We start from the raw sequence: 22,038 nt of genomic DNA, 5'->3' as shown, positions 1-22,038 counted from the left end.
GCAGCCCTCAGCACCGTTCTCAGCTCCGCACTCGACGTGGATCTGTCGGCCACCGACGGCCTCGTCGCGACCCTGGACTCGACCCTGGAGGCGACGGGTGGCCTGGGCGGGGCACTGACCGGCGAACTCGAGGCGATCGTCAACCCGAGCCTCATCCTCTCCCCCGAGGGCACCATCACCGTGGGCGGACCGCTCCTGGTCACCGAAACCCTCGGCGGCACAGTTGTCGACAGCCTCACCGGCAACCTGGGCGCGGGCACACTGGCCGGCCTGGGCACCGTCGCCGAGACCGGCACGGACCTGGTCGCCGGGCTGGACAGCACTCTGCAGGGCGGCCTGGAGGGGACCCTCGAGACCGGACTCGCCGGCCTGGGCGCCGGGAGCGGCGAGGCCGATCTGGGCGCCACCGCCGGTCCGGTTCTCGACGGTGCTCTCGGCGCCGGCGCAGGCGTGGGCGGAGGCCTCGGTGGGGATCTCGGTCTGGGCGGCGACCTCGGCCTGGGCGGTGCGCTCGACACCGAGCTGCCCGCGGAGGTCACCTCCGAACTGACCACCGCGATCTCCGGCACGGCCGGCGGCGCAGTGGACGTGGTCGGCGACGCCGCGGGCTCACTCGAGACCGGGGTCGGCGGCACCCTCGACACGACCACCGACATCGTCGGTGGGGTGACCGGTGGTCTGACCGGCGGCGCGGTGGTCGGTGGTGGCGTCGACGCCGGCGGCGGTGCCGGCGCGGACGGCGGCCTGGACCTGGGCGGCGTGACCGACACCGGCGCCGAACTCGGCGGTGCGGTCGACACCACCGTCGGCGGCGCGGTCGACTCGACCGTCGGCGGCGTGGCCGACACGACCGCCGGCCTCACCGGCGGATTGACCGGCGGCCTGACCGGTGGCCTCGGTGGCGACACGGACACCGGGATCGGCGTCAACACCCCGGACGCCGGACCCGACGCCGACTGACCGGGTCACGTCGGCAAACCCGCCCCGGGGGCGGGGCCCCCCCCCCCCCCCCCCCGACCGGGGCGTTTCGGTGTGACTGTTAGAGTCTCAGAGGTTGTCCTGCCGGACACGCCCAAAGACTGCCGCATCCCGAAAGATCATCGTCGATTGCCGAGCACACGGGGGTCGGGTCGCACCGACCCGGAACGTAGACCTCGCGTGGTCGTTACTAGGAGGAGTTAGTGCTTTCCCCCCTCTTCGCGGCCATTCGGACGCCGGATCTGAGGAAGAAGATCCTCTTCGTTCTCGGCATCATCATCCTGTATCGGCTGGGAGCGACCGTCCCGTCGCCGGGTGTCGACTACCAGGCCGTGCAGGCGTGTCTCGACGAGGTCTCGTCCGGTGAGTCGAGCTCGGTCTACTCCCTGATCAACCTGTTCTCCGGCGGCGCGCTGCTGCAGCTGTCGGTGTTCGCGATCGGCATCATGCCGTACATCACGGCGGCCATCATCGTGCAGCTGCTGACCGTGGTCATCCCGCGCTTCGAGCAACTCCGCAAGGAGGGCCAGGCCGGCCAGGCCAAGATGACGCAGTACACGCGCTACCTGGCCGTGGCCCTCGCACTCCTGCAATCGACGGGCATCGTGGCCCTCGCCGATCGTGGCCAGCTCCTTCCGCAGTCCTGTGCGCAGAGCGGCGAAGTCCTCAACGACCAGAGCATCTTCGGTCTCTCGATCATCGTGCTCGTCATGACCGCCGGCGCCTGTGTCGTCATGTGGTTCGGTGAGCTCATCACCGAGCGCGGCATCGGCAACGGCATGTCGCTGCTGATCTTCGCCGGTATCGCCGCGCGTATCCCCGCCGAAGGTCGCACCATTCTCAACAGCCGCGGCGGACTCGTCTTCGCCCTGGTCTGTGTCGCCGCGCTGATCATCGTCGCCGGCGTAGTGTTCATCGAGCAGGGTCAGCGCCGCATCCCGGTGCAGTACGCCAAGCGCATGGTGGGCCGCAAGATGTACGGCGGGTCGTCGACCTACCTGCCGCTGAAGGTCAACCAGGCCGGCGTCATCCCGGTGATCTTCGCCTCGTCGCTGCTGTATCTGCCACAGCTGATCGTCGAACTCACGCGCAATCCCGATGGGACGCAGTCGACCTGGCAGGAATACGTCACCAGGTACCTGACCGACCCGAGCAACGGCGTCTACATCGCCGTCTACTTCCTGATGATCATCTTCTTCACGTACTTCTACGTGGCGGTGACGTTCAATCCGGAGGAGCGCGCCGACGAGATGAAGAAGTACGGTGGATTCATCCCGGGCATCCGTCCGGGAGCGCCCACGGCCGAATACCTCGGGTATGTGCTCAGTCGCATCACTCTGCCGGGCTCGATCTACCTCGGTATCATCGCGGTACTCCCGAACCTGTTCCTCGAGATCGGTAACAGCGGCAACGTCCAGAACCTGCCGTTCGGTGGTACGGCCGTACTGATCATGGTCGGCGTGGGTCTGGACACGATGAAGCAGATCAACAGTCAGTTGATGCAACGCAAGTACGAAGGATTCTTGAAGTGAGACTTGTCATTCTCGGCCCGCCCGGAGCAGGTAAAGGCACCCAGGCGGAGCTTTTGAGCGAAGCACTCGGGATCCCCCACATCTCGACCGGTGACCTCTTCCGCGCCAACATCTCCCAGGGCACCGCCGTGGGTGTGGAGGCCAAGAAGTACCTCGACGCCGGCAACCTCGTCCCGTCCGAGATCACGGTGGACATGGTCCGCGCCCGCGTCGGCGAGCCGGATGCGTCGAAGGGTTTCATCCTCGACGGTTTCCCGCGCTCGACCGAGCAGGCCGACGCGCTGAACGACATCCTGGCGAATCTCGACGCCTCGCTCGACGCCGTGCTCTCGTTCGTCGTCGACACCGACGTCGTCGTGGAGCGCATGCTGGCGCGTGGCCGCGCCGACGACACCGAAGAGGTCATCCGCAACCGGATGGACGTCTACACCCGGGAGACCGCGCCGCTGCTCGCGTACTACGGCGACCAGGTCAAGACGATCGACGCGGTCGGTGACATCCAGGGCGTCCACCAGCGCGTCCTGAGCGCGCTCGGCGCCGGCGTCTCCTGACCCGCTGCGTTCTGACCGCACAGTCTTTGACAACCGAGGAATCGCTGTAGGGCATGGGTTTTCGTAAGCGCAAGCGCGTCGTCCCCTTCCGCAGTGCGGGCGAGCTCGATGCCATGGCCGCGGCGGGCGCGGTTGTCGGGGCCGCGCTCGTCGCCGTGCGCGATGCGGCGAAGCCGGGGGTAAGCACCCTCGATCTCGACGAGGTCGCCGAATCCGTGATCCGGGGGGCCGGGGCGGTGCCCTCGTTCAAGGGCTACCACGGCTTTCCCGGATCCATCTGCAGCTCGGTGAACGACGTGGTCGTCCACGGCATCCCGTCCGCGGACGTCGTTCTCGCCGACGGCGATCTGGTGTCGATCGATTGCGGCGCCATCCTCGACGGCTGGCACGGGGACTCGGCCTGGACCTTCGGGGTCGGGGAACTGTCCACCGCCGACGAGGAACTCTCGGAGGCGACGCGGCTGTCGATGGAGGCGGGGATCGCGGCCATGGTCGACGGCGCTCGCCTCACCGACATCTCTCACGCCATCGAACTCGGTACGCGCGCCGCGGAGAAGAAGTTCGGCCGGCCCTTCGGCATCGTCGACGGTTACGGCGGCCACGGCATCGGCCGCGAGATGCACATGGAACCGTTCCTGGCGAACGAGGGTGAACCCGGCAAGGGGCCGGCGCTCGTGATCGGCTCCACCCTGGCCATCGAGCCGATGCTGACGCTGGGCACCACGGACACCACCGTCCTCGACGACGACTGGACAGTCGTCACCGACGACGGGTCGCGTTCCGCCCATTGGGAACACACCGTCGCGGTGACCGCCGACGGACCCCGCATCCTCACCCCGCGCCCGGTCTGACTCCACGCCAGTGCGGGATTCGTAACGGGAACCGATACGAATCGCGCACTGTGCGAATGGTGGGTTCCAGCGTCCGGCGCGTGACCGATCAACCAGATGACCGTGTGCGGCGGGTCGTGTCGTCGTACCGTTGACCATGCATTCCGACGTCTCCTGGCTCACCGTCGTGCGGCGGCTTCCGTTCACCGTCGCCCTCGCGGCGGCCCTGCTGATCGTCGGCGCGACGACCGGATCGCTGTGGGGTAGGGCGAACGACAAGTCGTGGTATCACGAGGTGGCCTTCGGGCTTCCCGCCCTTCGGGAGGGCAAGTGGTGGACGCCGGTCAGCTCCGCGTTCGTCGAACCCGGGCCCTGGCTGTACCTGCTGGCGCTGGTCGCGGTCGTCGTCGGAATGGGTTGGGCCGAATGGCAGTTGGGCACCGTGAGGGCCGTTCTGGTCGGTGTGGGCGGCCACCTGATCGCATCCCTGCTGACGGTGTTGCTGCTGTGGTTGCTCTCCTCCGAGGTCACGTCGTGGCGGTGGGCGGAGCAACTCGCGGAGTCGCGCGCCACCGGGGTGGGGGCGTTGGTGGTCTCGGCGGTCGCGGTGGCCTCGGCGACCGTGCGATCGCCCTGGCGGTTACGTGTGCGGGTCCTGTTGGGCGCCATCGTCTCGGTCGCGTTCCTGTTCGAGGGGACCCTCGCCTCGGTCGAGTACGTCCTCGCCGCGATCATCATGCTGATCGTGGGGGAGAAGTTCTTCGCCACCAACGAACACGGTTGGGTGCCGCGTACCCGGCGTGAGGTCCGCATGCTGGGTTGCGCTGCCCTGCTGGTCATCGCGGGCGCGAACCTCCTGGTGTTCCTGTTCCCGGGCAGCGGACCGCTCGGGCCGACCGACGCCGGGGACGACTCGGTGTTCACGATGCTCATCGGCCTCGTCGTCAACGTGCTCATCGCCGATCAACTCCGGCGGGGTAAGCGGTGGGCGTGGTGGGTGGCCGTCGTCCTCGGTGCGCTCAACGTCATCGCGACCCTCCTGGCGGTGATCCTGGTGGTCTTCACCGACGTGTCGTCCGAGGGCGCCGTGACGCTCGGAACCACGTTGCTCTGGGTGCTGGTCCTGGCCATCCTGATCCCCGGCCGGTTCGCGTTCGCGGTGCCGTGGCGCGTGCGTCAGGTCGGTGCGTCCGGTTCGGACGACGATCCGGTCGGCCGCGTCAAGGAACTGCTTCGGGTGCACGGCGGCGGCACGATGTCGTGGATGACGACCTGGCCGGGCAACAGCTACCAGTTCACCGGCGCTGCGGGCGATCTCGACGACCAGTCCGTCGTGACCTACCGAAAGCACGTCGGGACCATGGTGGCCCTGGCCGACCCGGTGTGCGCACCCGAGCGGTTGGCCGACGCCGTCGACGCCTTCGTCGACCTCGCGGAGAGCGCCGGCGCGACTCCGTGCTGGTTCTCGATCGGCTCGGCGACCTCGGAGATCGTCACCGGACGCGGATGGCTCAGTGTGCAGATCGCCGAGGACACGATCGTCGACCTGCCGGGTCTGGAGTTCAAGGGCAAGCCCTGGCAGCACGTGCGATCGGCGATGAACAAGGCCACCAAGCAGGACATCTCGATGCGAATGGTCTCGCTGGCCGACGAGTCGTTCGCCGTCAAGACCCAGGTGCGCGCGATCTCGGAAGAGTGGGTGGGGGACAAGGGCCTTCCCGAGATGGGGTTCACCCTGGGCAGTGTCGAGGAGGCGATGGACCCCGCGGTCCGGGTGGCACTCGCGGTGGATCCGACGGGCAACGTGCATGGCGTGCTCTCGTGGCTACCGGTGTACGCGCCGGGTGGCGACGTCGCGGGATGGACGCTCGACATCATGCGACGCCGTACGGACGGGTTCGGGCCGGTCGTCGAGTATCTCATCGCGTCGTCGGCAGTCGCCTTCAAAGACGAGGGAGCGCAGTTCATCTCGCTGTCCGGCGCGCCGCTGGCGCGAACGGGCGACTTCGACGCCGAGCCGCTCGACAAACTGCTCGACACGCTGGGTGCCGCGCTCGAGCCCTACTACGGATTCCGCTCACTGCACACCTTCAAGAAGAAGTTCAATCCCCGCTACGAGCCGGTGTATCTGGCCTTCCGGGACGAATCCGACCTGCCGCGTATCGGTGTGGCCATCTCCAGGGCGTACCTGCCGGATGCCACGACCGGTCAGCTGGTCCGGCTGGCTGCGTCACGAGGGGACTGACCCGCCCGCCCCGGCTGTGAAGGCATCGTTCACGGGAATCGCCGCCTGAGTTCACCATCCGGTCGTCTCCTACGGCGAGACTTCGCCAGTGTCATCGGTCGACGAACATGTGCTGCCCGCAACGGGGCGGCGTCCCTGGCGAAGCTACGGGTTGTTCCTCCTGCTCGTCGTGCCGAATCTCGTCCTCCTCGGCGTCTTCACGTATCGACCGCTCGTCGAGAACATCCGGATGTCGTTCTACGACTGGAACATCGCCGAGGCGGGAGCGACGTTCGTCGGGATCGACAACTACCTCGAATGGTTCACCCGTGCCGATACCCGGGTGATCGTCGCCAACACCGTCATCTTCACGGTTGCCGCTGTCGTCGGCAGCATGGTCATCGGCCTGGCGCTCGCACTGTTGCTCGACCGTAAACTGCCCGGCCGAAATCTGGTGCGGTCGGCAGCTTTTGCTCCGTTCGTACTGTCCGGGGCGGCGGTCGGCATCGCTTTTCAGTTCGTCTTCGACCCCAGTTTCGGCCTCGTCAACGACGTGATGGTGCGCCTCGGACTGGGCTCTGCACCTGACTTCTACCAGCAGCCGTCGTGGGCACTGTTCATGATCACGGTGACCTACATCTGGAAGAACCTCGGCTACGCCTTCGTCATCTATCTGGCTGCGCTGCAGGGTAAACGGACCGACCTGGACGAAGCGGCCGCGATCGACGGAGCCGGCTGGTGGACCTACTTTCGCAAGGTGCTGTTGCCGCAACTGCGGCCCACGACCTTCTTCCTGTCGATCACCGTGCTGCTCAACTCGTTACAGGTGTTCGACATCATCAACGTGATGACCCGGGGCGGCCCGTTGGGCAATGGCACCACCACGATGGTCTACCAGGTCTACGAGGAGAGTTTCGTCAACTTCCGTGCCGGCTACGGCGCCACCGTCGCGACCGTCATGTTCGTCGTCCTGCTGGCCATCACGGTGATCCAGGTGCGCATGATGGACAGGGGAGCGCGATGAGGCCCGTCACCACGAGTCCGGCGTCCAGACGGGTTGCCGAGCCGGGCCACACAGAGGAGTCCGGACGTCCGCCGGCGGGTCCCGGGCAGAAGCGACGGCGCCCCGGCGGTGAGGCGATGACGCCGGCCACCCGCCGACGACTGGCGGATGCGTGCGGGTACGCGGCGATGGCGGTGGTGCTGGTGATCATCGCGCTGCCCCTGGTATGGATCCTGTTGGCGTCGATCAAGGATCGCACCGAGATCTACGTGCAACCGGCCGTGTGGTGGCCGTCGACGTGGCGTCCCGAGAACTACGTCGAGGCCACGACGTCGGTACCGTTCTGGAGTTACCTGCGCAACTCGGTCATCGTGACCTCGATCCTCGGCGTGGCCAAGTTCGTGCTGGGCGTGCTGAGCGCGTACGGGCTGGTGTTCCTGCGCTTCCCGGGCAAGAACATCGTGTTCGTCGTCATCATCGCCGCGCTCATGGTGCCCAACCAGATCACCGTCATCACCAACTACGCCCTGGTGGCCCAACTGGGACTGCGGAACACCTTCATCGGCATCATCCTGCCGCTCGCCGGTGTCGCATTCGGGACCTTCCTGATGCGCAATCACTTCCTGTCCATCCCGCCCGAGATCATCGAGGCGGCGCGGATGGACGGGGCAGGTCACTTCCGCCTGCTCACCAGAGTGGTGCTGCCGCTGTCGATCCCGACGATGGTCGCCTTCGCGACGATCACCCTCGTCAACGAGTGGAACGAGTACCTGTGGCCGTTCCTGATGGCCGACGACGCCTCGGTTGCCACGCTGCCCGTGGGATTGACCCTCCTGCAGAACAGCGACGGTCTCACCAACTGGGGCCCGGTCATGGCGGCGACCGTGCTCGCGATGCTGCCGATGCTCGTCCTCTTCCTGGCCTTGCAACGGCACATGATCAAGGGTCTGACCTCCGGGGCCGTCAAGGGCTGACCGGCCGGCACCCCACCAGCCAGAACACCTGGCACGAGAACGCCCAGCACGAGAACACCATGCACGAGAACGACTGACACACAAACGATCGACAGGAGACGACAGATGATGAACATGTCCCGGCGCGGGTTCCTCACCGCGTCCGCGACGGCCGCGGCCGGTGCTCTGGTGGCCGCTTGCGCCGGAACCTCGGGTGACGGCGGCTCGTCGTCGGGCGACGCCTCGAAGCTGAGCTTCTGGTCGAATCACCCCGGCAAATCCATCGAGGTCGAACGAGAACTCATCTCTCGATTCGAGGCGGCCAACCCGGGCATCACCGTGCAGCTCGTCGACGCCGGCAAGAACTACGAGGAGGCGGCGCAGAAGTTCAACGCCGCGCTGTCCGGCGGCGCCGTGCCCGACATCATGATCCTGTCCGACGTCTGGTGGTTCAACTTCGCGCTCATCGGCGCGATCAGCCCCCTCGACGACCTCTTCGGCCGTGCGAACGTGAACACCGCCGACTACGTCGATTCGCTTGTCGGCGACTACAAGTGGAACAACCAGACGTGGGCGTTGCCGTACGCGCGGTCGACTCCGCTGTTCTACTACAACAAAGACGTGTGGCGCCGGGCCGGCCTGCCCGACCGCGGCCCGCAGACCTGGGACGAGTTCGACGACTGGGGCCCGCGGATCCAGACCGTGGTCGGCGGCGACAAGCGCGCGCACGGCTGGGGCAACGCGACCGACTACCTCGGATGGACCTTCCAGGGGCCGACCTGGACATTCGGCGGCGCCTACTCGAACGACTGGGAGCTGAAGTTCACCGATCCGAAGACCGTTGCGGCCGCGCAATATCTGAGCGACTCGATCAACACGAAGCGGTACGCGAAGATCTCCAACGACATCGCCGGCGACTTCAGCGCCGGCATCATCGCCTCGACCATCGCCTCGACCGGCGATCTGTCGGGCATCACGGAGAACGCCGCCTTCGACTTCGGTACTGCCTTCCTGCCCGCGCCGCAGGGGGTCTCGGGTTGCCCGACGGGCGGTGCCGGTCTCGCGGTCCCGGCCAAACTGTCCGACGAGCGCAAGGTCAACGCGCTGAAGTTCATCGAGTTCATCACCAACACCGAGAACACCGCCTACTTCTCGCAGAATGTCGGCTACATGCCGGTGCGCAAATCCGCGCAGGACGACCCGTCGATGGTCGCGTTCCTGGAGAAGAACCCGAACTTCGCCACCGCCATCGAGCAGCTTCCGCGGACACAACCGCAGAACAACGCGCGGGTCTTCGTCCCCGGCGGCGACAAGATCATCGGCACCGGTTACGAGCGCATCGGCCTGCAGAACGCCGATGTCGCCGCGACCCTCGCCGACACCCAGCGCCAGATCGCGCAGATCTACGAGGCGCAGATCGCGCCGAAGCTCCCGTCATGACGGGCGACGTGGCGGGGCCGGTCGTGGGCCGGCGACGAGGGGGCCGGTCGTGGCATCGGTGACCTTCGACGGCGCGACCCGGCGCTTCGCCGACGGCCAGAAACCCGCCGTCGACTCGCTCGACCTGGCCGTCTACGACGGCGAGTTCATGGTGCTCGTGGGACCGTCGGGATGCGGCAAGTCCACGAGCCTGCGGATGGTCGCGGGTCTGGAGTCGGTCGAATCCGGTGCGATCCTGATCGACGACGTCGACGTCGTCGGGATGGCGCCGAAGGCCAGGGACGTGGCGATGGTCTTCCAGAACTACGCCCTGTACCCGAACATGACGGTCGCCGACAACATGGGCTTCGCGCTCCGCAATGCCGGGATGAGCAAGTCCGACACCGCGGCCCGGGTCGGTGAGGTGGCCGAGATGCTCGAGCTCACCCCGCTTCTCGGTCGCAAGCCGGCGAAGCTGTCCGGCGGGCAACGGCAGCGGGTGGCGATGGGGCGGGCGATCGTGCGGCGTCCCAAGGTCTTCTGCATGGATGAGCCGCTGTCGAACCTCGACGCCAAGTTGCGGGTGAGCACGCGTGCCCAGATCGCGGCCATGCAGCGGGAACTCGGCATCACGACGCTCTATGTGACCCACGACCAGGTCGAGGCGATGACCATGGGGCACCGGGTCGCCGTACTCGACCACGGTGTGCTGCAACAGGTCGGGAGTCCGCGTGAGATCTACTCGCGGCCCGCGAACCTGTTCGTGGCGTCGTTCATGGGCTCGCCGCAGATGTGTCTGATCGACGCCCGGGTGGACGCGGGCATCGTACGCCTCGGTGGCGCCGAGGTCCGGGTTCCGCCGTCGGTGCTGTCGTCGGCGTCCGCGGGCGACGTCGTCGTCGGTCTGCGTGCCGAGTCGTGGCAGGTGTCGGCTGCACCGCAGGCCGGGAACCTCACTGCAACGGTCGATCTCGTCGAGGAGCTGGGGGCCGAACAGTTCGTCTACTGCAGCGCGGACGTCCGGCTGCGCGGGAGTCGCATCGTCATCCGTGTCGATCATCGCCGGACGATCGAGGTCGGTGACGTGATCGGGCTGACCCCGGAGGTCGACGAGACGTACTGGTTCGATCCGATCAGCGGGGTCGCCCTCGACGATCCGCGTCGTCACGACCTCAGCGCGGGACCGAAACCTCTTCGGTGATCGCGGCCTCGGACAGGGAGATCCGATCGGGACGGCTGTAGATCACCATCGACTCGCCGCGAGAGAAGCCGACGAGCGTGATGCCGAGGTCGTCGGCGGCGTCGGCCGCCAGTGACGACGGCGCGGAGACCGCGCACAGCATCGAGATTCCCGCCATCGCGGCTTTCTGGACGAGTTCGAAGCTCGCGCGGCCGGAGACCTGGAGGACGGTGCCCGACAGGGGTAGTCGGTCGGCGAGAACCGCCCACCCGATCACCTTGTCCACGGCGTTGTGCCGACCGACGTCCTCCCGGACGGCGAGCATGCGACCATCCGCGTCGAACAGCGCGGCGGCGTGCAGGCCACCGGTCTTGTCGAAGACGCTCTGTTCGGCGCGCAACCGGTCGGGGAGGTCCAGGACCGTCCCGGCGGCCACGGTCATGGTGTCGGCGGCGGGATCATGGACCGACGCGGTGTGGACCGCGGCGATGCTGTCCTTGCCGCAGATGCCGCATGCACTCGTGACGGGGTTGGCGCGGACCATCTCGGAACCGGGTGGCGGCACATGCGGGGCGAGCGTCGCGTCGATGACGTTGTAGGTGTTGGCGCCCTGCGCGTCGGTGCCTGCGCAGTAACGGGCCGTCGAGTAATCCGCGCCGGTGGTCACCACACCTTCGGAGACCAGGTAGCCGGCGACCAGTTCGAAGTCGTGGCCGGGAGTGCGCATGGTGACCGCGAGTGTGCGCCCGCCGACCCGGATCTCGAGCGGCTCCTCGACGGCCAGGGTGTCCGCGCGCTGCGTCGGTTCCGCATCGCGTCGGATACGGGTGACGCGGCGGCGTGCGGTGATTCGTCCCACCGGCACCACGGTAGTCCTGCGACTGTTCGTGGCTGCGGTCTCAGACGTCGAGCACCAGGGTGACCGGGCCGTCGTTGACGAGACCGACTTCCATGTGCGCCCCGAAACGGCCGGTGGCCACGGTGGCGCCGGCGGCCCGGAGCGCGTCGACCACCGCGTCGACCAGCGGTTCGGCGACGGGCCCGGGCGCGGCGGCATTCCACGACGGGCGCCGGCCCTTCGCGGTGTTGGCATAGAGCGTGAACTGGCTGATCACCAGGATCGGGGCGTCGAGGTCGGCGGCCGCGCGTTCGGGACCGTCCCCGCCGTCGAAGATCCGCAGGCGCCAGATCTTGTCGGCGAGCCGGACCGCGTGGTCGGTGGTGTCGTCGTGTGTGACACCGACGAGCGCGACGAGACCCGCGCCGCCGGGCGGGATGTCGAGCTCGCCGACGACCTCGCCGTCGACGCTCACACTCGCTCGGCTGACGCGCTGGAGCACGGCGCGCATCGGTCCTCCGATCTCCGGGTGCGGTGCACGGACGGGGTGTTCAGTCGAGCGCGAACGTGACCGTGACGGTGAAGGTGAGTTCCTGCTGGCCGGGCTCGACCGGTACGGGCGCGGCCGCCACGTCGCGTTCGAAGGTACCGGGCGAGACCGGCTGTTCCTGGCCGCTGGTGCTCTCCTTGATGGTCAGCACGTCGCCGAGTGAGTCGCCGGCGAGACCGGCGTACTGCTGCGCGCGGCCCCGGGCGTCGGTGAACGCGGCTTCGCGCGCCTTCTCGAGGAGTTCCGAGTCGTCGTCGATGGCGAAGGCGACGTTGTTGATGCGCGTGTTGTCCCCACCGGCGGTCGCGGCGGCGCTCAGCACGGTCGACGCCGTCGAGATGTCGCGGATGGTCACGCGGATGGTGTTGGTCGCGGTGTATCCGCTGATCTGGCTCGAACCGCCGGGTGCCGGACTCGAATACTGCGGGTTCACCGACACCTGCTGCGTGGCGACGTCCTTGCGCTCCACTCCGGCCGCGACGACCGCGTCGGTGACCGCGGTGACCTTGGCGCTCGTATCGTTCAGCGCGGTCGTCACATCGGACGCGGTCGCCTCCACGCCGATGTCGGCGCGCAGGGTGTCCGGGGTGCCGCTGACCTGGCCCGACCCGACGACGGTCACCGACCGTGGCTCCCCGCCGGTGTCGCTGCCGCACCCGGCCACCACCAGGACCACGGCGGCGAGCGCCGCGAGGACCGACGTCGTCCGGAGTGCGGGGCGCCGTGTGTCGGCGCCGCGTGTTCTCGTCATCGGTCGACCGGGTCGCGCATCAGCAGGGCCAGCAGCCACCCGACAACCGACACGACGATGGCGCCGAAGATCGCCGACCAGAAGAAGTCGTCGACCTCGAGCCCCCAGTGCGTGGTGTTTCTGGTGATCCACGCGGTGAGCTCCAGCATCAATGCGTTGATGACGATGTGGATCAGACCGAGCGTGAGGATGTAGAAGGGGATCGCGATGATCTGCACGATCGGCTTGATGATCGCGTTCAGGACGCCGAAGATCACGGCGACCACCAGGGCGATACCGACCTTCTCGGCGGTCGTCGAACCGCCCACGAAGTCGATGCCCGGCACGATCAGCGTCGCGACCCACAGGGCCACCGCGGTCAGCACGGTGCGGACGAGGAAGGCAAGCATGGCGACATTGTGCCAGCACCCCTCGCCTCAACCATCGATCTGATCGCGACGGAACGTCATCATGGCGCGGATCGCGTCGTCTGACGGAGGGGCGTCGGGCTGGAAACGTACGGTGCCCTTCTGGACGTCGAATCCCGCGAGGAACGGCCGCCCGGCGTCGACCGCGTCGGGGCTGAACGGGTACAGCCCGATGTGCTTCTTGGTGCGGATCACCGACAGGAGCGGGCTACCGCGATACGTCAGGGCCGGCATCCCGTAGCCCTTGCCCTGCGCGGTGCCGGGGACCGTGTCGCGGGAGACGTCATAGAACCGGGAGATGACCGCGCGGTCGTCCGGGTCGAGCCCGTCGAGATAGTCGTCGACCGTCCCCATCCGCTTGGACCTCCTTGCGACGCCGCGCACGCATTTGGCCTGGCCTGCCTGTTCGCGTAGCATGGACCGTCGGTGCGCATCGCGCGCCGGGCCTCGGCGTGTCAGCACGTGGGTCCGGTCGGCGCACACCGGGTGCAGGTCCTCGCGGACCGGTGCCCACACCCTAACGGACAAACACTGATTCAACCCGGCCAATGGGCCGCGACGTCGCCCGGATGTCGTGGTCACGGCCAGGATCGCGGAGGACATGGCGAAGAAAGACGGGGCCATCGAGGTCGAGGGTCGAGTGATCGAACCCCTGCCCAATGCGATGTTTCGTATTGAGCTGGAGAACGGACACAAGGTTCTCGCCCACATCAGCGGCAAGATGCGGCAGCACTACATCCGCATCCTGCCCGAGGACCGGGTCGTCGTGGAACTCTCGCCCTACGACCTGGCTCGTGGGCGAATCGTGTACCGCTACAAGTAGGACTTTCCCGGCGTCGCCGGGGACAGACTTCCCGGACATCCGTTCGGGAGGAGACCGACACCCACGTGTACGGCCGTTTCGGCGTGCGCGCGGGCGAGCCGAGCAGGAGAGATTGACGTGAAGGTTCAGCCGAGCGTCAAGCCGATCTGCGAGAAGTGCAAGGTGATCCGTCGTAACGGTCGGGTCATGGTGATCTGCGAGAACCTGCGTCACAAGCAGCGTCAGGGCTGATCACGCGCACCCTCCGGGTCGCTTGAGTCAGAACAACTGAAGATCGACAACTCAATACACAAGGACCTCCCAACACCAGCGGCGACAGACGCGTCACCGCCTACCTCCGGATCAGAGGCCGGAGCCCACGAGGCCGGACACACGGTTCGGCACCAGCTCGCGGGACGGACTGGGAGCAGACCTCTGAAAATCGAAAAGGAAATCCGCCACATGGCACGTGTTGCTGGTGTGGATCTCCCCCGCGAGAAGCGGCTGGAGATCGCACTGACCTACATCTACGGAGTTGGGCGCACCACCTCCAAGGAGATCCTCGAGGGAACGGGCCTGAGCCCTGACCTCCGAGCGAAGGATCTCACCGACGCAGACGTCTCGAAGCTGCGTGAGTACATCGAAGCCTCGGTGAAGGTCGAGGGTGACCTCCGTCGCGAGGTGCAGGCCGACATCCGTCGCAAGATCGAGATCGGCTGCTACCAGGGTCTGCGCCACCGTCGTGGCCTGCCCGTTCGTGGACAGCGCACCAAGACCAATGCCCGCACTCGCAAGGGCCCGAAGAAGACCATCGCCGGGAAGAAGAAGTAATGCCTCCGAAGTCACGTAGCGCAGGCCCCAAGAAGGGCACCCGCCGTCGCGATAAGAAGAACGTCCCGCACGGCCACGCACACATCAAGTCGACGTTCAACAACACCATCGTGTCGATCAGCGATCCCAGCGGCAACATCATCAGCTGGGCGTCGTCGGGCCACGTCGGTTTCAAGGGCTCGCGCAAGAGCACCCCGTTCGCGGCTCAGCTCGCGGCCGAGAACGCTGCGCGCAAGGCCCAGGAGCACGGCGTCAAGAAGGTCGACGTGTTCGTCAAGGGACCGGGTTCGGGTCGCGAGACCGCCATCCGCTCCCTGCAGGCAGCCGGCCTCGAGGTCGGCACCATTTCCGATGTCACCCCGCAGCCGCACAACGGTTGCCGTCCGCCCAAGCGGCGTCGGGTCTAGCGGGAAAGGGAGGAACAGAGAAACATGGCTCGTTATACCGGCCCCGCAACCAAGAAGTCTCGTCGTCTTCGCGTCGACCTGATCGGTGGAGACGCTGCCTTCGAGCGTCGCCCCTACCCGCCCGGCCAGCACGGCCGTTCGCGGATCAAGGAGAGCGAGTACCTGCTCCAGCTGCAGGAGAAGCAGAAGGCGCGCTTCACCTATGGCGTCCTGGAGAAGCAGTTCCGTCGCTACTACGAAGAGGCGAACCGTCGCACCGGCAAGACCGGTGACGAACTGCTGAAGATCCTCGAGACCCGTCTCGACAACGTGATCTACCGCTCCGGCATCGCGCGTACCCGTCGCCAGGCCCGCCAGCTGGTCAGCCACGGCCACTTCACCGTCAACGGTGTGAAGGTCGACGTGCCCAGCTACCGCGTCAGCCAGTACGACATCATCGATGTCCGCCCGAAGTCGCTGCAGACCGTCCCGTTCCAGATCGCCAAGGAGCTCGTCGGCGATCGTCCGGTTCCGGGTTGGCTCCAGGTCGTGCCGTCGACCCTGCGTGTTCTCGTGCACAGCGTGCCCGAGCGTGCCCAGATCGATGTCCCGCTGACCGAGCAGCTCATCGTCGAGTTCTACTCGAAGTAACACCGCCCGACAGCAACAGCTGTTCGGTACACCCCTCGAGGCCGTCATATAGCGGGCGGCCAAAGGAGAGATCCACAGAATGCTCATCTCACAGCGACCCACCCTCACCGAGGAAGTCCTCGCCGAGAACCGCTCGAAGTTCGTCATCGAGCCGCTCGAGCCGGGCTTCGGCTACACCCTCGGCAACTCGCTGCGTCGTACGCTGCTCAGCTCGATCCCGGGTGCAGCCATCACCAGCATCCGCATCGACGGTGTCCTCCACGAGTTCACCACCGTGGCCGGGGTCAAGGAGGATGTCACCGACATCATCCTGAACCTCAAGGGCCTCGTGGTCAGCTCGGACGAGGACGAGCCGGTCACCATGTACGTGCGCAAGCAGGGTCCGGGCACCGTCACCGGTGCCGACATCGTGCCCCCGGCCGGTGTCACCGTGCACAACCCCGATCTGCACATCGCCACCCTGAACGACAAGGGCAAGCTCGAGATCGAGCTCGTCGTCGAGCGGGGCCGCGGATACGTCCCGGCCGTGCAGAACAAGGCGTCGGGTGCCGAGATCGGCCGCATCCCGGTCGACTCGATCTACTCGCCGGTGCTCAAGGTGACCTACAAGGTCGAGGCCACCCGTGTCGAACAGCGCACCGACTTCGATCGACTGGTGCTCGATGTGGAGACCAAGAACTCGATCAGTGCGCGTGACGCGCTGGCATCGGCGGGCAAGACCCTGGTGGAGCTGTTCGGCCTCGCCCGGGAGCTCAACGTCGAGGCCGAGGGCATCGAGATCGGGCCGTCGCCGGCCGAGGCCGACCACATCGCGTCGTTCAGCCTGCCGATCGAGGATCTCGAGCTGACCGTTCGTTCCTACAACTGCCTCAAGCGCGAGGGTGTGCACACCGTCGGCGAGCTGGTTGCACGGACCGAGTCGGATCTGCTCGACATCCGCAACTTCGGTCAGAAGTCGATCGACGAGGTCAAGGTCAAGCTGCACGCGCTCGGCCTGTCCCTCAAGGACAGCCCGGCCAGCTTCGATCCGTCGCAGGTCGCGGGTTACGACCCGGCCACCGGCACGTGGTCGGAAGACGCGTCCTTCGACGCCGATTCCGGTGAGGATTTCGCGGAGACCGAGCAGCTGTAGTCGCTACGACGCGGCGGTAGCTGTCACTGCCCAACCCTGACTTCCGCATCGAGTGATGCGGGGTCCTCCTAGGAGAAGACAATGCCCAAGCCCACCAAGGGTGCCCGCCTCGGCGGGTCGGCCAGCCACCAGAAGGCGATGCTGGCGAATCTCGCCACCTCGCTCTTCGAGCACGGCCGCATCACCACCACGGAAGCCAAGGCCAAGCGCCTGCGTCCGTACGCGGAGAAGATCATCACCCACGCCAAGGCCGGCAAGCTGGCCAACCGCCGTGAGGTGCTGAAGGACATCCGTGACAAGGACGTCGTGCACACGTTGTTCGACGAGATCGGCCCGTTCTTCGCCGATCGTCCCGGTGGCTACACGCGCATCATCAAGACGCTGCCGCGCAAGGGCGACAACGCCCCCATGGCCGTGATCGAGCTGGTGCGCGAGTCCACCGCGTCGAGCGAGGCCAGCCGCGCGACCCGCGTCGCCGCCTCCAAGAAGGCCGCCGAGGACAAGCTCGACGCCACCGAAGAGGTTGTCGCTGATACCGATTCGGCTGACGCGAACGTGGTGGAGGCCGTCGAGGCCGACGCCACCGATGCCGAGGTCGCCAACGCCGAAGCTGTCGCCGAGGCCGTCGACGACGAGTCCACCGCCGCGACCGCTCCCGATGCCGAGGCAGCCGGAGCCGACGTCGACGGTGAGAAGAAGTAGTCGACTGAGTCGAGAACCGCAGACCGAACCCGTCGGCGCCGATTCCGGTGCCGGCGGGTTCTGTCGTCTCCGCTTCGACATCTCGTACGACGGCACCGACTTCGCCGGATGGGCACGGCAGGTCGGCCAGCGCAGCGTGTGCGAGGAACTCGAGACGAGGTTGTCGACGGTCCTACGGGTGCCGGTGCGGCTGACCGTGGCGGGGCGCACCGACGCCGGTGTGCATGCGACCGGGCAGGTCGCACACGCCGCGGTTCCGCGGTCGGTGCTGGAGACCCGATCGATCGCCGGCGACCCCGCGACGCTCGTCGGGCGTCTCGCGAAGATGTGTCCCGATGACGTCCGGGTGACGGCCGTGCGCGTCGTCCCGGAGGAGTTCGACGCTCGGTTCTCGGCGCTGCGCCGGCATTACCGCTACCGGTTGACCGATGCACGGTGGGGTGCCGAACCGGTGGTCGCGCGGACGACCGCGACATGGCGTCGGCCGCTCGACGTCGACGCGTTGAACGCGGCATCGTCGGAGTTGCTCGGCCTGAACGACTTCGCGGCGTTCTGCCGTCGGCGGGAGGGTGCGACCACGATCCGGGAATTGCAGCGGTTCTCTTGGACTCGGGACGCCGAAGGAGTCCTCGTCGGCGAGGTGAGCGCGGACGCGTTCTGCTGGTCGATGGTGCGGTCGCTGGTCGGCGCGGTCGCGAGTGTGGGCGACGGCAGGCGCGACATCGACTGGTGCCGTGGGCTTCTCGAGGAGCGGGAACGCAGTAGCCAGGTACCCGTCGCCGAGGCCCGGGGTCTGTGCCTGGTCGGCGTCGACTATCCCGCCGACGACGAACTCGCCGCACGCAACACGGTGACCCGCGACGTGCGCGGGTCGACCGGTTGCTGCGGTGGGTGACCACCCGCCGTCTCGACGGCGACCCCGGAGTTGTTGTGACACAAGGAGGCCCCGGGGACCGATCCCCGGGGCCTCCTCGAGCGCAGCGGTCAGTTGCCCAGCTTGAGGCCGTTCTTGTCCCGAACACTGCCGGTCAGCATCATGATGCCGTCGACCAGCGCCCAGATGGCGACACCGAAGATGATGACGAACCCGATCAGGAAGATCGCGGTGATGTAGCCGAGGATCGTCAGGCCGAGTTGAATCGCGCCGGTGGTGTTGTCGCCGATGTAGAAGCGGCCGACGCCCAGGCTGCCCAGGAAGATCTGCAGCAGGCCGGCAACCAGCTTCGACTTGTCGGACAGCGGTTCGCCGGTGGCCGGGTCGCGGCCGTAGGGAGCAGTGGGGTCGGGAGCGCCGCCGTAGCCGTAACCGGGCGCCGCGGGATACCCGCCCTGCGGGGCTCCGTACTGCTGGGGTGCGCCGTACTGCTGCGGTGCCCCGAACTGCTGGTCCCCGTACTGCTGGTCGCCGTACTGCTGGGGTGCCCCGTACTGCTGGTCGCCGTATTGCTGGTCGCCGTACCGCTGGCTCCCGTACTGCTGGTCGCCGTACTGGGGATTGCCGACGCCGGGCTGCGAGGTCCCCGCGGTGCCGAACTCCGAACCCCCCGGCTGCTGGCCGGGGTCGGTGCCGTACGACGGCGAGGCGTCGGCCGGTGGCTGCTTGACGAACGGGTCGTGGGGCTTGTCGCCCGGGTTGTCTGGTGTGGTCATCGGGTGGTCCTCCTCGTGACTGGATGGAGCGGCGTGCTCATCTCGAACGTGCGGGCGGCTCAGGCGACGGTGGCCAGTTCGCGTGCGTAGTACACGCGACCGGACACATCGCTCATCGTCCAGGGCGACGTGGCGGGGATGTTGGTGACGTGCATCGCGCCGCCCGCGCCCCGGACCCGTACCTGGATGAAGCCCGTTGTGCGCCGTTCTTTCATCAGCAAGAACAGCAGACTCAGAAAGCAGATCAGAAAGAACCCGACCAGCGCCAGCACCAGGCCCGTCTGCGACATCTGTTCGGAGGACACGGACATGTCGGTGACCTCCCACTGCGAACCCGCGAGCGGGAACGTGCCCGACGGCGTGATCACGTAGTGCTGTGTGCACGTGATGTCACCGATGACCACGAGCGGCGGCTCGGGTAATGCTGCGGCACCCGCGTCGAAGAACGGCCCGGGCGGCGCGTAACCCATGCCGGGGCCCGGGAATTGGGCGGGAGCGGGCACGAAGCCGGGACTGGAGTCGTAGGCGTTCGGCTGATGCGGCAACGGACGGGTGCCGTCATTGCCATTCCCCGGGTACGTCATCCCGCAATGGTGGCATACGAGTGTGTGTTTCGGGTCAGGTGGCGTTGCGCTCGTCTCCGAAGGCCTCGAGCACCTCGTCGACGGTCTCGTCGTCGCCGACGAACTGCTCCGGATGGGCGCCCTCGGACATCAGATGCCGCCAGTTGAGCGGATCGAATTCCACCGGCGCGTGGCGCGCGATGAAGTCGATGACGATCCGGCAGAACCGTTCGGGGTCGTCGTGGAACGGGAAATGTCCTGAGCCGGAGAAGGTCTCGAACTCCGAGTGTGGGATCGCCGAGTGCGCCAGTTCGCCGTGGTGATGGGGGATCACGATGTCCCGGTCGCCCCACACGAGCAGGACCGGCAGGCGTTCGGTGAGGTAGCAGCGGTCGAGCATCGTGACGGACTGGCCGCGCCAGTCGACGACGGCGCGCAGGGTGCGGAGGAAGGCGGCCGACGCGGTGGGGTCGGCGAGCCCACCGAGGACCCGCATGAGGTCCTCGTGGTCGGCCAGTAGATGTTCGGGCGTGGCCGAGGACGGGAACAGGGGCGGCACCGGCGCGGCGACGATCGCTTTCGCGAGCGTCGTGAGACCAGGGATCACGCCGGGGACGCGGAGTACCGACAGCACCTGCGGGACGACGGGCAGCGAGAACAACCGCAGGGCGGGGTTGACGTCGCGGGTGACCCCGCCGGCCGCGACCAGCACCAGGCGCTCGACGAAGCGCGGGAACTGATAGCAGAACTGCATCGCGACGCCGCCGCCCAGGGAGTGGCCGACGACCGTCACCTTGCTGATCCCCAGGACGACGAGGAGGTCGCGCATGCCGTTGGCGAAGGCCGGCACCGAGTAGTCGGCGCGTGGCTTGTCCGATTCCCCGTGGCCGAGCAGGTCGGGTGCGATGACGGTGTAGTGCTGCGCGAGGATCGGGATGACCTCGTCCCACGTCGACGAGTTGTCACCGATGCCGTGGATGAGCAGCAGCGCCGGACCGCTGCCGGCGATCCGGTAGGCGCGCCGGTAGCCGTGGATGGTGTGGTACTCGATGCGGACGTCGGTGTCGGAGACCGGACGCAGCGTCGGACCGGACGTCGTGGTCGGGGACGGATCCCGGTGCTTGGTGGGCACTGTCTCTCCCCTCGGTGTCGCTCGGGCGGTGTCGGTCGCGTCCTCGCGACGGAGCGGTGGATGGCAACGGGCGTTGTCCCGCTAGTCGTCGAGTAAACCGCATCACCGGTCGTCGTGCGCGTCGGGTGCCGGGGTGCCGGCCGGACCTGGGTTGCCGGGATCTGAATGGTTGCCGACGCTTTGCCACGTCGCGACGGTCACCGGGCCCCGGCGGGTCGCTGCGCCACTAGTGTTGGATTCGATGAACCCCTTCGACATCGAGTCCTTCGTGGCCACCGGTGGCCTCATCGGACTCTGCGTGCTGATCTTCGTGGAGACCGGCATCCTGGTCGGGTTCATCTTTCCCGGCGACTCGGTGCTCTTCACCGCCGGCGTGTTCGCTGCGCAACCCGATCCCTTCGCACCGCTGTGGCTGTTGTGCCTGGCTGTGCCGCTGGCGGCGATCATCGGCGACCAGTGCGGCTACTTCATCGGCCGCCGTGTGGGGCGCGGGGTGGTCGAGGGCAAACTGATGCGCACCATCGGACCCGAGTATCTCGCCAAGACGAACCACTACTTCGACCGCTTCGGGCCGCTCACCGTGTTCTTCGGCCGGTTCATCGGGATCGTCCGCACCCTGACCCCGCTGGTCGCCGGCTTCAGCGGCATGCCACATCGGACGTTCACCCTGTTCAGTGTGCTCGGCAGTTTCACCTGGGCGGCCGGGATCATCCTGCTCGGCTACTTCCTCGGCAACATCCCGGTCATCCGCGACAACATCGAGATCTTCATCATCGCCTCCGTGTGCACGATCGTCATACCGACGTTCATCCACTTCGGTCGGCGCTGGCGGATCGCGCGCCGGGATCGGCGCGCCGAGACGCCTTGAGGCGAACCGCCGGTCCCTGATCCGAAAGAACAACAAAATCGCTGGTCTGAGGGGTGCAAGCGACGCCCTCCCTCTGCTCCCCTGAGGAGCGCCCGGAGCTCGCGG

At 67.2% G+C, this 22,038-nt stretch carries 25 protein-coding genes and 1 pseudogene; 18 read left to right on the top strand and 8 right to left on the bottom strand.

Features of this window, described 5'->3' with window-relative positions; all coding sequences use genetic code 11:
* The 9 genes and pseudogenes from M4D77_RS11860 to M4D77_RS11820 form a co-directional block, all read left to right on the top strand.
* Positions 1–960, top strand: a pseudogene (locus M4D77_RS11860) (hypothetical protein); the annotation flags it as partial.
* A gap of 221 nt (positions 961–1,181) precedes the next feature.
* Entirely contained in the window at positions 1,182–2,510 is a 1,329-nt protein-coding gene (secY, locus tag M4D77_RS11855; RefSeq protein ID WP_058251974.1) for a preprotein translocase subunit SecY, read from the top strand.
* Complete coding sequence (locus M4D77_RS11850; protein ID WP_004023564.1) at positions 2,507–3,061, top strand: adenylate kinase; 555 nt, start codon at positions 2,507–2,509, stop codon at positions 3,059–3,061. The genes secY and M4D77_RS11850 overlap by 4 nt, the downstream gene beginning before the upstream one ends.
* Before the next feature lie 53 nt (positions 3,062–3,114).
* Complete coding sequence (gene map / locus M4D77_RS11845; protein ID WP_068969970.1) at positions 3,115–3,912, top strand: type I methionyl aminopeptidase; 798 nt, start codon at positions 3,115–3,117, stop codon at positions 3,910–3,912.
* Positions 3,913–4,048: 136 nt separating this feature from the next.
* Positions 4,049–6,136 carry a bifunctional lysylphosphatidylglycerol flippase/synthetase MprF gene (locus M4D77_RS11840; RefSeq protein ID WP_259936267.1) on the top strand — a complete coding sequence of 696 codons (2,088 nt, stop codon included), beginning with the start codon at positions 4,049–4,051 and terminating at the stop codon, positions 6,134–6,136.
* An 88-nt stretch (positions 6,137–6,224) separates the two neighbouring features.
* Entirely contained in the window at positions 6,225–7,139 is a 915-nt protein-coding gene (locus M4D77_RS11835) for a carbohydrate ABC transporter permease (RefSeq protein WP_189340023.1), read from the top strand.
* A gap of 116 nt (positions 7,140–7,255) precedes the next feature.
* Positions 7,256–8,092, top strand: coding sequence for a carbohydrate ABC transporter permease (locus M4D77_RS11830; protein WP_068969967.1), 837 nt, complete (start codon positions 7,256–7,258; stop codon positions 8,090–8,092).
* 105 nt (positions 8,093–8,197) lie between these two features.
* Positions 8,198–9,511: an ABC transporter substrate-binding protein gene (locus M4D77_RS11825; RefSeq protein ID WP_259936266.1), complete on the top strand. Its 1,314-nt coding sequence runs from the start codon at positions 8,198–8,200 to the stop codon at positions 9,509–9,511.
* A 49-nt stretch (positions 9,512–9,560) separates the two neighbouring features.
* Positions 9,561–10,691 (top strand): ABC transporter ATP-binding protein, encoded by a 1,131-nt coding sequence (locus M4D77_RS11820; protein WP_259936265.1) that lies wholly within the window; start codon positions 9,561–9,563, stop codon positions 10,689–10,691.
* Here M4D77_RS11820 and fdhD read toward each other — a convergent pair.
* The 5 genes from fdhD to M4D77_RS11795 are packed head-to-tail and all read right to left on the bottom strand — an operon-like array spanning position 10,663 to position 13,633.
* Positions 10,663–11,529 (bottom strand): formate dehydrogenase accessory sulfurtransferase FdhD, encoded by an 867-nt coding sequence (gene fdhD, locus M4D77_RS11815; RefSeq protein ID WP_065631895.1) that lies wholly within the window; start codon positions 11,527–11,529, stop codon positions 10,663–10,665. The genes M4D77_RS11820 and fdhD overlap by 29 nt on opposite strands.
* Positions 11,530–11,569: 40 nt before the next feature.
* A complete protein-coding gene (dtd, locus tag M4D77_RS11810; protein WP_065631828.1) occupies positions 11,570–12,019 on the bottom strand; it encodes a D-aminoacyl-tRNA deacylase in 450 nt (149 codons plus the stop codon).
* A gap of 40 nt (positions 12,020–12,059) precedes the next feature.
* Positions 12,060–12,809, bottom strand: a complete 750-nt coding sequence (locus M4D77_RS11805) for an SIMPL domain-containing protein (protein ID WP_259936264.1) — start codon at positions 12,807–12,809, stop codon at positions 12,060–12,062.
* Positions 12,806–13,198: a phage holin family protein gene (locus M4D77_RS11800; protein ID WP_058251965.1), complete on the bottom strand. Its 393-nt coding sequence runs from the start codon at positions 13,196–13,198 to the stop codon at positions 12,806–12,808. Before M4D77_RS11800 ends, M4D77_RS11805 begins: the two co-directional genes overlap by 4 nt.
* Before the next feature lie 27 nt (positions 13,199–13,225).
* Positions 13,226–13,633, bottom strand: coding sequence for an iron chaperone (locus tag M4D77_RS11795; RefSeq protein ID WP_259936263.1), 408 nt, complete (start codon positions 13,631–13,633; stop codon positions 13,226–13,228).
* Positions 13,634–13,817: 184 nt separating this feature from the next.
* Between M4D77_RS11795 and infA the strand changes: the two genes are divergently transcribed.
* The 8 genes from infA (at position 13,818) to truA (ending at position 18,615) form a co-directional block, all read left to right on the top strand.
* Positions 13,818–14,039 (top strand): translation initiation factor IF-1, encoded by a 222-nt coding sequence (gene infA, locus M4D77_RS11790; RefSeq protein WP_004023539.1) that lies wholly within the window; start codon positions 13,818–13,820, stop codon positions 14,037–14,039.
* A 117-nt stretch (positions 14,040–14,156) separates the two neighbouring features.
* Positions 14,157–14,270, top strand: a complete 114-nt coding sequence (rpmJ, locus tag M4D77_RS11785; RefSeq protein ID WP_005207978.1) for a 50S ribosomal protein L36 — start codon at positions 14,157–14,159, stop codon at positions 14,268–14,270.
* Positions 14,271–14,480: 210 nt separating this feature from the next.
* Positions 14,481–14,849, top strand: coding sequence for a 30S ribosomal protein S13 (gene rpsM / locus M4D77_RS11780; protein ID WP_004023537.1), 369 nt, complete (start codon positions 14,481–14,483; stop codon positions 14,847–14,849).
* Positions 14,849–15,256, top strand: coding sequence for a 30S ribosomal protein S11 (gene rpsK / locus M4D77_RS11775; RefSeq protein ID WP_004023536.1), 408 nt, complete (start codon positions 14,849–14,851; stop codon positions 15,254–15,256). Before rpsM ends, rpsK begins: the two co-directional genes overlap by 1 nt.
* Positions 15,257–15,280: 24 nt before the next feature.
* On the top strand, positions 15,281–15,886 hold the full coding sequence (gene rpsD / locus M4D77_RS11770) for a 30S ribosomal protein S4 (protein ID WP_058251964.1): 606 nt from the start codon (positions 15,281–15,283) through the stop codon (positions 15,884–15,886).
* 79 nt (positions 15,887–15,965) lie between these two features.
* On the top strand, positions 15,966–17,018 hold the full coding sequence (locus M4D77_RS11765; RefSeq protein WP_058251963.1) for a DNA-directed RNA polymerase subunit alpha: 1,053 nt from the start codon (positions 15,966–15,968) through the stop codon (positions 17,016–17,018).
* An 81-nt stretch (positions 17,019–17,099) separates the two neighbouring features.
* Entirely contained in the window at positions 17,100–17,720 is a 621-nt protein-coding gene (gene rplQ / locus M4D77_RS11760; RefSeq protein ID WP_065631830.1) for a 50S ribosomal protein L17, read from the top strand.
* The gene (gene truA / locus M4D77_RS11755) at positions 17,677–18,615 is read left to right on the top strand and encodes a tRNA pseudouridine(38-40) synthase TruA (protein ID WP_083207441.1); all 939 of its coding nucleotides are present in this window, start codon (positions 17,677–17,679) and stop codon (positions 18,613–18,615) included. Before rplQ ends, truA begins: the two co-directional genes overlap by 44 nt.
* An 89-nt stretch (positions 18,616–18,704) precedes the next feature.
* Here the strand turns inward: truA and M4D77_RS11750 are convergent, their stop codons facing one another.
* Genes M4D77_RS11750 through M4D77_RS11740 form a run of 3 tightly spaced genes read right to left on the bottom strand, consistent with a single transcriptional unit; the run spans position 18,705 to position 21,065 of the window.
* Positions 18,705–19,370 carry a TM2 domain-containing protein gene (locus M4D77_RS11750; protein ID WP_259936261.1) on the bottom strand — a complete coding sequence of 222 codons (666 nt, stop codon included), beginning with the start codon at positions 19,368–19,370 and terminating at the stop codon, positions 18,705–18,707.
* 59 nt (positions 19,371–19,429) lie between these two features.
* Complete coding sequence (locus tag M4D77_RS11745; RefSeq protein WP_065631832.1) at positions 19,430–19,954, bottom strand: hypothetical protein; 525 nt, start codon at positions 19,952–19,954, stop codon at positions 19,430–19,432.
* 34 nt (positions 19,955–19,988) lie between these two features.
* A complete protein-coding gene (locus M4D77_RS11740) occupies positions 19,989–21,065 on the bottom strand; it encodes an alpha/beta fold hydrolase (RefSeq protein WP_065631833.1) in 1,077 nt (358 codons plus the stop codon).
* 241 nt (positions 21,066–21,306) lie between these two features.
* Here M4D77_RS11740 and M4D77_RS11735 point away from each other — a divergent pair, with 241 nt between their 5' ends.
* A complete protein-coding gene (locus tag M4D77_RS11735) occupies positions 21,307–21,933 on the top strand; it encodes a DedA family protein (protein WP_065631897.1) in 627 nt (208 codons plus the stop codon).
* The last annotated feature ends 105 nt before the right edge of the window (positions 21,934–22,038 follow it).

Origin of the sequence: Gordonia sp. p3-SID1431, assembly GCF_025143765.1 — a bacterium.
GTDB classification, from domain to species: Bacteria; Actinomycetota; Actinomycetes; order Mycobacteriales; family Mycobacteriaceae; genus Gordonia; species Gordonia hongkongensis.
Note: the sequence above shows the minus strand (reverse complement) of the source record. Positions and strands in the feature narration are given on the sequence as shown.